7 protein-coding genes are annotated in these 12,760 nt (G+C 63.2%); 5 read left to right on the top strand and 2 right to left on the bottom strand.

The window, feature by feature from the left end:
• Positions 1 to 101: 101 nt before the first annotated feature.
• Together ACVWSC_RS14660 and ACVWSC_RS14655 are read right to left on the bottom strand one after the other, a co-directional pair.
• A complete protein-coding gene (locus ACVWSC_RS14660; RefSeq protein WP_476461691.1) occupies positions 102 to 2,213 on the bottom strand; it encodes a 3-hydroxyacyl-CoA dehydrogenase NAD-binding domain-containing protein in 2,112 nt (703 codons plus the stop codon).
• Positions 2,214 to 2,248: 35 nt separating this feature from the next.
• Positions 2,249 to 4,042, bottom strand: a complete 1,794-nt coding sequence (locus ACVWSC_RS14655; protein WP_476461690.1) for an acyl-CoA dehydrogenase — start codon at positions 4,040 to 4,042, stop codon at positions 2,249 to 2,251.
• A gap of 213 nt (positions 4,043 to 4,255) precedes the next feature.
• On the opposite strand from ACVWSC_RS14655, the gene ACVWSC_RS14650 reads away from it, so the two are divergent.
• From ACVWSC_RS14650 to ACVWSC_RS14630, 5 genes are all read left to right on the top strand, one after another.
• Complete coding sequence (locus ACVWSC_RS14650; protein WP_476461689.1) at positions 4,256 to 5,398, top strand: acyl-CoA dehydrogenase family protein; 1,143 nt, start codon at positions 4,256 to 4,258, stop codon at positions 5,396 to 5,398.
• Between the two features lie 242 nt (positions 5,399 to 5,640).
• Positions 5,641 to 8,322, top strand: coding sequence for a helix-turn-helix transcriptional regulator (locus ACVWSC_RS14645; RefSeq protein WP_476461688.1), 2,682 nt, complete (start codon positions 5,641 to 5,643; stop codon positions 8,320 to 8,322).
• 253 nt (positions 8,323 to 8,575) lie between these two features.
• Positions 8,576 to 9,721 (top strand): acyl-CoA dehydrogenase family protein, encoded by a 1,146-nt coding sequence (locus ACVWSC_RS14640; RefSeq protein ID WP_476461687.1) that lies wholly within the window; start codon positions 8,576 to 8,578, stop codon positions 9,719 to 9,721.
• Positions 9,722 to 9,753: 32 nt separating this feature from the next.
• Positions 9,754 to 10,893: an acyl-CoA dehydrogenase family protein gene (locus ACVWSC_RS14635; protein WP_476461748.1), complete on the top strand. Its 1,140-nt coding sequence runs from the start codon at positions 9,754 to 9,756 to the stop codon at positions 10,891 to 10,893.
• Positions 10,894 to 10,938: 45 nt separating this feature from the next.
• Entirely contained in the window at positions 10,939 to 12,756 is a 1,818-nt protein-coding gene (locus tag ACVWSC_RS14630; RefSeq protein ID WP_476461686.1) for an SDR family oxidoreductase, read from the top strand.
• The last annotated feature ends 4 nt before the right edge of the window (positions 12,757 to 12,760 follow it).

The raw sequence follows: 12,760 nt of genomic DNA, 5'->3' as shown, positions 1-12,760 counted from the left end.
TTGAAGTTTGGAAGTGAACAACTGTTTGGTCCCGGGTGGGAGCGGGCTTGCCCCGCGATAGCGGTGTATCAGTCACATCGCATCGCGGGGCAAGCCCGCTCCTACAGGCGTTCTATGCGCTGGCGGCCTGCAGCGACCAGGCGCTCAAGCAGGGGCGCCGGGGTGAACCACTGCTGGCCGTAGTCGCCGAGGGTGTTGCGGTAGTGGTTGAGGGTGGCCAATACCTTGTCCAGCCCCAGCTGTTCGGCATAGTGCATCGGGCCACCGAGGTGGCTGGGGAAGCCGTAGCCGTTAAGCCACACCAGGTCGATGTCGCTGGCGCGCAAGGCAATGCCTTCATCGAGGAGCTGGATGCCTTCGTTGATCAACATGAACAGGCAACGGTCGTGGATTTCCTGATTGCCGATCGGCCGCCGGGGAATCTGTAGTTCGCCAGCCAGGCGCTCGGCCAGCGCAACCACTTCGTAGTCGTCTTGGCGGTTGCGTCCCTCGTAGAGGTAAAAGCCGCGGCTGGTTTTCTGCCCATAGCGGCCCAGGGCGTACAGTTCATCGCCGAGGCGGCAGTAGCTCGGGTCATGGGCAAAGGCGGCGCGGTTGGCATCGCGCACCAGGAAGTTGACGTCGATACCGGCGAGGTCGAGCATGCTGAACACGCCCATGTTCAGGTCCAGGCCAGTAAGTACCCCGTCGACCTGGGCGGGTGTGGCGCCTTCGAGTACCAGGCGATGTGCTTCGCGGGCATAAGGTTCGAGCATGCGGTTGCCGATAAAGCCGAAGCACACGCCAGACACCACTGGCATCTTGCCGATAGTCCGGGCCATTTTCAGGGTGGTGGCCAGCACGTCAGGCGCGGTGAGCTTGCCGCGCACCACTTCCAGCAAGCGCATGACATTGGCAGGGCTGAAGAAGTGCAGGCCGATGACGTCCTGCGCACGGGACGTTACCGCGGCGATCTGGTCAACGTCCAGCGATGAGGTGTTGGTGGCGAGAATGGCGCCGGGCTTGCACACCTGATCTAGGGTGCGGAACACCGCCTGCTTGATTTCCAGCTTCTCGAATACGGCCTCGATCACCAGGTCGGCATCGGCCAGGTCGGCGTAGTCCAGGGTACCCTGCAGCAGGGCCATGCGCTGCTCCAGTTGCGCCGGGCTGAGCTTGCCGCGCTTGACGCTGATGCCGTAGTTGTCGCGGATCTGTGCCAGGCCACGGTCCAGCGCCGCGCCTTCGCGTTCGAGCAAGGTCACCGGGATGCCGGCATTGGCGAAGTTCATGGCGATACCACCGCCCATGGTCCCGGCGCCGATCACCGCGACTTTGCCGATCGGGCGCAGTGCAGTGGTGGCGTCGATGCCCGGTACGCGGCCGGCTTCACGCTCGGCGAAAAACACATGGCGCAGGGCGGCAGACTGCTGCGAGGCTTCGGCCTGTTTGAACAACGCCAGTTCACGTGCGAGGCCTTCCTGCAGTGGCAGCAGGCATGCGGCTTCGACGGCTGAAAGGACCAGGCGCGGGGCCAGTCGCGACTTCCAGCGGGGTTCGTGATCCTGGCGAAAGCGCAGGAAAAAGTCCTCCGGCAAGCCTTTGGCCGGTTCCGGGAAAGTCGCGGCAGGCTGGGCTGGCGACTGGCAGGCGAGCAGTTCCTGGGCGTAGGCGCAGGCTTCCGTCAGCAGGGTGTCGGCGCTGGTTGCACAACGGTCGAGAACACCTTGCTCGAGGGCTTGCTCAGCACCGATCGGGGCGCCGGAAAGCATCAGCTCAAGCGCCGCTTTGGCGCCAATCAGGCGCGGCAGACGCTGGCTGCCGCCAGCCCCGGGTAGCAGGCCCAGGTTGATTTCCGGCAGCCCGACACGGGTGCCCGGCTCACCGATACGGTAGCCGCAGGCCAGGGCCAGCTCTAGGCCGCCACCCAGGGCCAGCTTGCCGATCGCGGCCACCAGCGGTTTTTCCACCTGGGTCAGGCGCAGCAGCAGGCCCGGCAAGTCCGGGGCGGCGAAGGAGGCGTCAGTGCCGAATTCAGTGATGTCCGCGCCAGCGCTGAACAAACCGCTGGCGCCGTACAGGACGATGGCGCTTACCGCAGGGTCGGCGGCGGCACGCTCCACCGCCTCGAGCAGCGCCGCGCGCAGGGGTTGGCCGAGAGCGTTGACCGGCGCACGGGCCAGGCCGATCAGGGCCAGGCGCTGTTCAAGCTGATAAGTGACGAGGGTGTGCATATGCATTCCTTATAACAATGAGCGGGCGAGGGCGGTCAGAACCAGCAGTCCTGCATGTCAAAGCTGGTGCGGTTTCCTGCCGCCAGCAGGCGCGCCTGCGCCTCGATGACAGCCAGCTCCCACTCCATGAAGTAGCGCGCTGCCTGCAGTTTGCCGTGGTAGAAATCGGCCTCGCTGCCGCTCGCGCCTTTGCCCAGGGCGCGGCTGGCAACCAGTGCCATGCGCAGCCACAACCAGCCCACCAGCACGCGGCCGAACAGGTCGAGGTAAACCGTGGCGTTGGCCAGGCCGAGGTTGGCGTCGGCACTGACCTGGCCGAGCAGGTTTTCGCTGACGTCTTGCAGGCGGTCGAGGCTGCCGGTCAGGGTATGCGCCAAGGCTGCGCAGTGGGCATTGCGGCCTGCCTCGGCCAGGGTCTGGCGGACGTTCCTGAGGAACAGGCGGTAACCGGCGCCACCGTTCTGCAGCAGTTTGCGCCCGAGCAGGTCGAGGCCGTGGATGCCTTCGGTACCTTCATGGATCGGGTTCAGGCGGTTATCGCGGTAGTACTGCTCCAGCGGGTACTCGCGGATATAGCCGGAACCACCGAGAACCTGCATGCCGATATCCGAGGCAATCACGCCGTAGCGCGATGGATAGGATTTGACCATCGGAATCAGCAGGTCCAGCAACTCGCCGGCCTGGCGCCGGGTTTCCTCGGTGTCGCCGCTGTGGGCGTCTTCGAACAGGCTGCTGGCGTATAGGCACAGGGCCAGGCTGCCTTCGGCGTAGACCTTTTGCTGCAGCAACATGCGGCGCACATCGGCATGCTCGATGATGCGCACCTGAGGCGCGAGCGGGTCTTTACCACCCGGCAGGCGGCCTTGCGGGCGTTCACGGGCGTAGTCCAGGGCGTGAATGTAGCTCTGGTAGGCCAGGGCCGACGCGCCGAGGGCAACACCGATGCGCGCCTCATTCATCATCTGGAACATGTACGACAGGCCTTTGTTGGCTTCGCCAACCAAATAGCCAACGGCGCCGTCGCGCTCACCGAAGTTGAGCACCGTGGAGGTGGTGTTGCGGTAGCCGAACTTGTGTAACAGCCCGGCCAGGGCGACGTCGTTGCGCTCGCCGTTGCTGGCGGGTAAAAACTTCGGCACCAGGAACAGCGAGATGCCGCGGGTGCCGGCCGGCGCGCCGTCGATGCGCGCCAGCACCATGTGCACGATGTTCTCGGTCAGTTCGTGGTCGCCACCGGAAATGAACATCTTCTGCCCAAACACCCGGTAGCTGCCGTCACCTGCCGGGCGGGCGCTGGTGCGCAGGTCACCGAGGGCCGAACCCTGGCCGGGTTCGGTCAGGGCCATGGTGCCGCTGTAGCGGCCATCGAGCATTGGCGCCAGGAACTGCTGGCGCAGCGCGTCGCTGGCGAAACTCTTGACCAGGTTGGCGGCGCCGATGGTCAGAAACGAATATGCCGCCGTGGCGATGTTGGCGGCGTTGAAGTAGGCCATGCTGGCGCGCAGGATGACTTCCGGCAGTTGCAGGCCACCGTCTTCGAAATTGTGGTGGGCAGCGAGAAAGCCCGCCTCGGCGAAGGCGTCCCAGGCTGCTTTGGTTTCCGGGATCAGCGTGACCCGTTCGCCGTCGAAGGTCGGCTCGCACGCATCGGCCTTTTGATTGTGCGGGGCGAAGTATTCGGCGGCGATGCCGCGTGCGGTTTCCAGGGTGGCGTCAAACACTGCGCGGTCGTGCTCGGCATAGCGCGGGCGCTGGAGCAGGGCCTGGGTGTCGAGCAACTCATAGAGTTGGAAACGCAGTTCGCGTTCATTGAGCAGCGATTCGGTCATGGTGTTCTCGTGTACGGCCAGGTGGAAAGGGCATGGCCAGTAAAGCAACAGCACTAGGGGGGCTCACCCACCCCGTTGGAGTGGGCGTCGGCGTCAGGCGTAGGCCTACTCGCTTCGAGGGGGCGTGTCGGCGGATGGCCGTTCTAAGGTGATGGCAATGGCCGCCGATTGCCTCGGCGCCCGCACACGCCAACCGCCTTCAGGGACCCTTGCATGATTCCGCGCACTCTCTTCGATCACGAGCATGAAGCGTTTCGTAATACTGTCCGCCGCTTTCTGGCGGAGGAATGCACGCCGATGCATGAACAGTGGGAAGAAAAACACCTGGTTCCGCGACAAATCTGGCAGCGTGCCGGCGAGCTGGGCATGCTCAATGCCACCACGCCAGAGGCTTATGGCGGTATGGGCCTGGACCGTCGCTTCTCGATGATCGCGGTTGAGGAAGTGGCGCGTGCCGGGCTCTCGGGCCTCAGCGGCTTTAACGTGCATGACATCTGCGCCGGTTACCTGATCAACTTCGGCACTGAAGAGCAAAAGCAGCGCTGGCTGCCGCCAATGGCCAGCGGTGAGGTGATTTCGGCGGTGGCGATGACCGAGCCCGACACCGGTTCGGACCTGCAGGCGGTCAAGACCCGTGCAGTGCTGGATGGCGATGAGTATGTGATCAACGGCGCCAAGACCTTCATTTCCAACGGTACCAACAGCGACATCATTGTGGTGGTTGCCAAGACCGCAAACAGCGGCAAGGGCTCGCGCGATATTTCCCTGATCCTGGTTGAGGCAGAGCGTGCCGGGGTGAGCAAGTCCAAGCCGCTGCGCAAGGTCGGCCTGCATGCCCAGGACACCACCATGGTGTTTTTCGAAAACGTGCGCGTGCCCAAGGCCAACGTCCTGGGCGGTGAGCCTGGCCAGGGTTTCTATCAGCTGATGAAAGAACTGGCCTGGGAGCGCCTGAGCATCGGCATCCTCGGCGTAGCTGCGAGCCAGGCGGTGCTGGAGCAGACCATCGATTACACCCGCGAGCGCAAAGCCTTCGGCAAGCCGATCATCGAGTTCCAGAACTCGCGCTTCAAGCTGGCCGACCTGAAAACCGAGATTGCCCTGGGCCAGACTTACGTCGACCGCTGCATGGAGCTGTTGCTTGAGCATGCCTTGAGCCCGGAAGCGGCGGCAGCGGCCAAACTCTGGTGTACCGAACTGTACTCGCGAGTGGTCGACCAGTGCGTGCAACTGCACGGTGGCAACGGTTACATGCTCGAGTATCCGGTCGCCCGCCATTATCTGGACAGCCGGGTCAACCGTATCTATGGCGGGGCCAACGACATCATGCGTGAACTGGTTGCACGCGCACTTTGATTGAGCAGCGGCAGGCGTTCCCCCTCGGATGGAGGGGGAGCGCCTGCGCCATTCCCCTCCACCATGCCTGTTCACCGCGGTTGCCAGACGTTGCCTGGCGCCTGAGGCGGATGACCTTCAGCTGTTTTTCGGCGAGAATCGCCGAAAAATAACAGGGGAGGTCGGCCACACTGACTCTGCCCCGTACAGCGACGGGTCACGGCATCTGCCCGGCGACCTGTGATTCGGAGAACGGTCTGGACATGCATACCGACAAATTGCTTGTATCGACAAAATTCGCTCCACCGCGCATTGGTACCCAGACCATCCTGCGCCAACGCTTGCTCGAAGACCTGCAGCGCATGGCGCATTGCCGCGTCGGGCTGGTTACCGGCAGCCCAGGTTTCGGCAAAACCACGCTGCTGGCGCAATGGCGACAAGAGATGATGCGCAGCGGCGCCGATGTGGCCTGGTTGTCGCTGAGTGCCGATGACAATCACCTGGCGATCTTTTTTGCCTACCTGCGTGGTGCCTTGCAGCGTCTGGGCATTCCCATCGACAGCGGCATCCCGCCAGAAGGCGCGCGACCGGAGTTTATCGATGAAGTGGTGGCGGCCATTGTCGACGCGGCTGCCGGCATCAATAAAGAACTGTTCCTGGTCATTGATGATTACCAGCACGTGCTCGACCCGCGTTCGCACCAATTGATGCAAAAACTGCTGGACCACAGCCCGGACAACCTGCACTACGTGATTTCTTCACGGGTTGGCCCGCCTTTGAGTTTCAGCCGCCTACGCCTCAGTGGGCAGTTGGTGGAGCTCGATTGCGTCGCGTTGCCATTCGACCTGCTCGAATCGCGAGCTTTTCTTGAGCACAACCTGGCGGCGATGAAGCTCAGCCCCGAGGAGCTGCACCAGATCCATCAACTGACCAGTGGCTGGCCAGCGACCCTGCAACTGGTGGTGATCCTCCTGCGCAGCGATTCGCAGGCGCGCGGCACGTTGCGTGAGATGGGCTGGCGCTCCGACGACCTGCAAAGCTACCTGGCCGAGAATGTCATGGCCCATCTGCCAGCGGAGCTGGTGGCATTTATGGAAGACATCAGTATCTGCCGGCGTTTCAACGCCTCGCTGGCCGAAGCGGTCACCGGTCAAGCCCCGGCCCAGGCGCTGCTCAAGCGTCTGGATGAAGAGAACCTGCTGATTTTCCGCGTCGAAGCCGACGACCGCCAACCCTGGTACCGCTTTCATGCGCTGTTCGCCGACTTTCTCGCCACCCGCCTGGCGCGGCGCGACAGCCAGGCGCAAAGCACACTGCACCGCCGCGCTGCCGGCTGGTTCGCTGAGCGTAAGCTGTTGGCCGAGTCGGTCCGGCATGCGACCTTGGCCGGTGACCTGAGCTATGCCGTCGAAGTGATCGAGCAGGCCGCCCCCGCGACCTGGAGCCTGGATCAACTGAGCCCGTTGCTGCGCCTGCTCGACCGCTTGCCGCAAGACATCCTGTTTTCGCGGCCACGCCTGTTCTTTCTTGGTTGCCTGGCCTATGCGCTCACCGCGCGCCCGGCCAAGGCCGAAGCCTGGCTGGAGCAGTTTCAGCGCAGTGGCGCCGCGCAGCAGGCCGATGTCTCCTATCGCCTGCCATTGGTACAGGCGGCGATTGAAGTTCAGCATGATCGCACCGAGCCGATCATCGCCTTGCTCAAGGATTTTCGCCCGCTGCCGGATGACTATTCGGTAACCCGCTACGGTGCCCCGGCGCTGCTCGCCATTGCCTACCTGGCCGCGGGCCGCATCGAAGATGCCTTGCAATGCCTTGATGACAGTCCGATTCCCGACAGCGAACGCGATGCGGAAATGGCCCTGGTGGCAGAAGGGGCACGCACGCTTTGCTACCTGCAGGAAGGTCGAATGCATGAGGCGGTACACATCGGCTCGGCGCAACTGGCTCGTGCGGTGGCGGTGCACGGTCACCGCTCGGCCAGCGCCTACCTGGGCGCGGCCACCCTGGCCGAGGTGTACCGCGAACTCAATCGCATCGATGAAGCGCGAGAAATCCTCGCCAATCGCAGCGGCCTGTTGCAATGGGCCATGCCCGACACCATGTTGCGGGCAACCATCTGCAGGGCGCGCCTGGACCTGCTGCAAGACTCCAGCGCCGTGGCCATGGCGTTTCTCCAGCGCCAGGAACGCCACTTTCGCAATATCGGCCAGGACCGTGCGCTGGTGCATTGCCTGGTCGAACAAGTGCGCATTGCCTTGTTGGACAACGACCGCGCGCAGGCCACCGAGCGCGTCGCGCAACTGCAGCCGCTGCTGCTCAAACATGCCGACTCGCCGGGCTTTCGCGCCGATATCCCGGCCATGGGCGCGCTGGCGCAGGCGCGGCTGTTGCTGGCCAGTAACTACCCGGACAAAGCGCTGGAACAGTTGGATGTGCTGCACAGTTACGCCAGCCAGTACCGGCGTGGCCAGTTATGGGTGACCAGCCAGTTGCTGATGGCCATCGCCCGGGCCGACCTGTTGCAACCGCAACGTGTGGACGAACACCTGCTCCAGGCGCTGTCCCGCGGTCGACAGTTGGGGCTGGTGCGCACCTTCCTCGATGAAGGCGAAGGATTGCGCAAATTGCTGTCGAGCCTGTCTAGCAAATCGTTGCCCGAGCCTGAAGGTGCCTACCTGGCGCAAGTGTTGGAGGGCTTTGGCGCGGGTCTGGATCAGCGTGCAGGCCAGGCTTCGGCGCAAGGTGCGCCGTCGATGCTGACGCCGCGTGAACTGGCGATACTGCAGTTGATCAGCCAGGCGATGGCCAACAAGCGCGTCGCCCTGACCCTGAACATTTCCCTGGAAACGGTGAAATGGAACCTGAAGAACATCTACGTCAAGCTCGGCGTCTCCAGCCGCTACGACGCAGTGTCCTGGGCGCGCAAGCACGGTCTGATCGAGTAACTACAGGGACTGACGGCACGGGGAGGCGGGCGTTGCGTGGACGCTCCGTCACCCCGTGCCGTCTGTCTTTGCCGGTATCAGTCTGCGTGCGTCGCGCGCGGGTGTAACCACCCGCGGCGAGGGGTCTGGCACCGCCACTGAGCGCGGCTTGCATCCCCCCCTCCCTGAGGGGGCAGGCTGCCGGAAGCTGCTCCTATGATCGATCCATAGCTACCGCGAAGACGGTGGAAGGATTGATACCAGGAGAGCCCCAATGATACCGCGTACCCTGTTTGATCATGAGCACGAGGCGTTTCGCAGCACCGTGCGACGCTTTCTGGCTGAAGAGTGCGCACCGCAGCTGGAGCAGTGGGAAGCGGATCATCGCGTGCCGCGTGCGATCTGGAAGCGTGCAGGTGAACTGGGCATGCTCAATGCCACCACCCCGCAAGCCTATGGCGGGCTGGAACTGGACCGTCGTTTCTCGATGGTCGCTACCGAAGAAATTTACCGTGCCGGGTTGGCCTCGGGGCTGATCGGCTTTGGCGTTCACGACATCGTCGCCGGTTACCTGGTGAATTTTGGCGATGAGGCGCAAAAACAGGCCTGGCTGCCGAAGATGGCCGCAGGCGAAGCCATCGGCGCGGTGGCCATGACCGAGCCGGACACCGGTTCCGACCTGCAGGCGGTCAAGACCCGCGCCGTGCTCGACGGTGACGAGTACGTCATCAACGGTGCCAAGACCTTTATTTCCAACGGTAGCAACTGCGACCTGGTCGTGGTCGTTGCCAAGACTGGAACCAGCGGCAAGGGCGCTCAGGACATTTCCCTGATTCTGGTCGAGTGCGACCGCCCTGGCTTCAGCAGGTCTGCGCCGTTGCGCAAAGTCGGCCTGCACGCCCAGGACACCACCATGCTGTTCTTCGACAACGTCCGCGTACCGAAGCGCAATGTGCTCGGCGGCGTGCCGGGGCAGGGCTTCATCCACCTGATGAAGGAACTGGCCTGGGAGCGTCTGTCCATCGCCATCAGCAGCGTTGCCGGTGCGCAAGCGGTGCTCGACAGCACCCTGGACTACACCAAGGGCCGCACCGTCTTCGGCAAGCCGATCTTCGCCTTCCAGAACACCCGCTTCAAATTGGCCGACCTGACCATGCAGTTGGCGGTCTCGCAAAACTACGTCGACCGCTGCATGGAGCAATGCCTGACGCACTCGCTCAGCCCGGAAGCAGCGGCAGCGGCCAAGCTCTGGTGTTCCGACCTGTACACCAAGGTCGTGGACGAGTGCGTCCAGCTGCACGGCGGCAACGGCTACATGCTCGAGTACCCGGTTGCCCGTCATTACCTCGACCACCGTGTGCTGCGCATTGCCGGCGGTGCCAACGACATTATGAAAGATCTGGTCGGGCGCACGCTCTGACCCGGGTCGCTGAGGACATTGCCATGGAATACCTGATCCCCCGTACCCTGTTCAGCCCTGAGCACGACGCCTTCCGCGATGCTGCGCGGCGTTTTGTTGAAGAAGAGGTAACCCCCTTCCATAGCCAGTGGGAGAAAGACAAATGCGTGCCGCGCGCGGTGTGGCGCAAAGCCGGCGAGCTGGGCATGTTGCTGCCGTCGATGCCGGAGGCCTATGGCGGGCCGGGCGCCGACCAACTGTTCGATGTGGTGTTCGCCGAAGAGTTCATGCGTGCCGGCGCCACCGGCCTGATCGGTTTTGGCGTGCATGGCCTGGTGGCCAACTACATCCTCAACTACGGCACCGAACAACAGAAGCACACCTGGTTGCCGAAGATGATCGCCGGCGAGGCGGTGGGTTCAATCGCCATGACCGAGCCCAACACCGGCTCCGACCTGCAGGCGGTGCGCACCCGTGCCGTGCGCGACGGTGATGAGTACGTGCTCAACGGCTCCAAGACCTTTATCTCCAATGGCGCCTCCTGTGACCTGGCGCTGGTGGTGTGCAAGACCGGCAACAGCGGCAGCGCCAAAGACATCTCCATCGTCATCGTCGAGAAAGAACGCGACGGTTTCGCCCGCTCGCAACCGCTGGAAAAGATCGGCCTGCACGCTCAGGACACCAGCATGCTGTTCTTCGACGACTGCCGTGTACCGCTCGACAACGTGCTTGGCGGCGAGGAGGGCAGAGGCTTCTACCAGCTCATGCACGACCTGGCCTGGGAACGCATCATCGGTGCCGTGGGCTTTCAGGCCCAGGCCGAGGCGGCGCTGGAGCAGACCATCGAATACACCCGCACGCGCAAGGTGTTCGGCCAGCCGGTGCTGGATTTCCAGAACTCGCGTTTCACCCTGGCGCAATTGAAAACCGAAGTGCAGATCGGCCGCTCGTGGATCGACAGCTGCCTGCAACTGCTGCTGCGCGGTGAACTGAGCGCTGAAGCGGCTGCGGTGGCCAAGTACTGGACCGCCGAGTTGAGCAGCCGCGTGGTCGATGCCTGCCTGCAGTTGCACGGCGGCAACGGCTACATGACCGAATACCCCATCGCTCGCCTGTACCTGGATACCCGCGGTAACCGGATCTGGGGTGGCACCAACGAAATCATGAAAGAAATCATCGCTCGCACCTTGTGAGACGAACCTTCGAACAACCCGTTTTTTGAACAGAGGATGACCATCGTGACGCAAGAGATTCGCTTCGACGGCAAAGTCGCCATCGTTACTGGTGCAGGCAATGGCCTGGGCCGTGCCCACGCACTGTTGTTGGGCGCGCGCGGTGCCAAGGTGGTAGTCAACGATCTGGGTGTGACCACCGAAGGTCTGGGCAGCTCCAGCGCCGCGGCGGATGCCGTGGTCGCCGAGATCCGCGCCCTGGGTGGCGAGGCCGTGGCGGACTACCATTCGGTGACCGAAGGCGAAAAAATCGTCGCCACCGCCCTGGAGAGCTTTGGCACCGTCGACATTCTGATCAACAACGCCGGCGTGCTGCGCGACACCTCGTTCCACAAAATGACCGAGGATCAGTGGAACCTGATTCAGGAAGTACACGTCAACGGTGCCTTCCGCCTGACCCACGCCGTTTGGCCGATCATGCGCGACAAGGGCTATGGCCGCATTGTCATGACCGCCTCCGGGGCAGGGATTTTTGGCAACTTCGGCCAATGCAACTACGCCACCGCCAAGTCCGGCTTGATCGGCTTTGCCAACGCACTGGCGATTGAAGGCGCAAGCAAGAACATTCGCGTCAACACCATCGCGCCGGTTGCCGCTTCGCGCATGGTGGTTGCCAGTGGCCTGTTCCCGGAAGAACTGCACGCCAAAATCAAGGTCGAGGATGTCGCGCCGCTGGTGGGCTGGCTGTGCAGTGAAACCTGCGAAGAGAACGGCGGCCTGTTCGAGGTGGGCGGCGGTTTCCATGCCAAGTACCGCTGGGAGCGTTCCCAGGGCCGGTTCCTGCACACCGACACCCTGAGCCCGGAGCTGGTACGCGACAATTGGGAGCGTATCACTCGCTTCGACGAGCACAGCGTACACCCAGCCAATGGCACTGAAGGCCTGAAAGAGCTGTTCGAACGCATGGAGTCACCCGCCAAGGGCGGTAACGCCTTTGTCGATATGGAAGTGGCCGCCAATGCCGTTTCCCACCTGGAAACCGAGTACAACCAGAAAGACGCGGCGCTTTACGCCCTGGCAGTGGGCGCGGCCAAAGACCCGCTCGACCGCACCGAACTGCTGTACATCAACGAGTTCGTTGGCGACGAGTTCCGCGTGCTGCCGACCATGGCGGTGTTGCCCGCCACCGAAGTGTTCCTGCGCGCGGCAAAATCCGGCAAGCCGCAGCTTGAAGGCCTGAACCTGCCATTCGCCAAGGGCCTGCATGGCGAGCAGTACACCGTGATGTACCGCCCATTGCCGCCAGCTGCCAAGCTCAAGCACACCATGCGCCTGAAAGCGGCGATCGACAAAGGCAAGAGCTCGGTCAGCGTGCTGGCGATCGAGACCACTGACGAACACGGCACGCCGCTGTTCTACAACGAAGTGACCGGCTTCTACCCGGGTGTTCCTGGTGCCGGCCTGCAGCGTGTGGCCAGTGAAGAGATCAACGTGCCGCCAGCGCGTGAGCCCGATGCGGTGCTGGCCGACCAGACCGACATCAACCAGGCGCTGCTGTATCGCCTGTGTGGTGACTGGAACCCGATGCATGTCGACCCCGACTACGCCGCCAAGGCGGGCTACGAAAAGCCGTTCCTGCATGGCCTGTGCACCTTCGGTTACCTCGGGCGCCATGTGATCAAGGCGTTCTGTGGCAATGACTCGCGGCTGTTCAAGAGCGTGCGCGCGCGCTTTGCCTCGATCGTGATGCCCGGCGATACCCTGGAAACCCGCATGTGGCGTGAGTCGCCGACACGCATCATCGTTGAGATGCGCGCGGTGGAACGTGACGTCATTGTCTTGAAAAACGGTGCGGTCGAGTTGTTCGAGCAGCTACCGGTCTGATTGT

It is taken from the genome of Pseudomonas sp. NUPR-002 (assembly GCF_056322725.1).
The sequence above is the reverse complement of the archived record's forward strand: the minus strand, read 5'-3'. Positions and strand labels throughout refer to the sequence as shown.

Bases quoted from the DNA above. Each gene is read 5' to 3' on its own strand.
- ACVWSC_RS14640 (WP_476461687.1), top strand. From the start codon at position 8,576: ATGATACCGCGTACCCTGTTTGATCATGAGCACGAGGCGTTTCGCAGC.
- ACVWSC_RS14655 (WP_476461690.1), bottom strand. From the start codon at position 4,042: ATGACCGAATCGCTGCTCAATGAACGCGAACTGCGTTTCCAACTCTAT.
- ACVWSC_RS14660 (WP_476461691.1), bottom strand. From the start codon at position 2,213: ATGCACACCCTCGTCACTTATCAGCTTGAACAGCGCCTGGCCCTGATC.
- ACVWSC_RS14650 (WP_476461689.1), top strand. From the start codon at position 4,256: ATGATTCCGCGCACTCTCTTCGATCACGAGCATGAAGCGTTTCGTAAT.
- ACVWSC_RS14645 (WP_476461688.1), top strand. From the start codon at position 5,641: ATGCATACCGACAAATTGCTTGTATCGACAAAATTCGCTCCACCGCGC.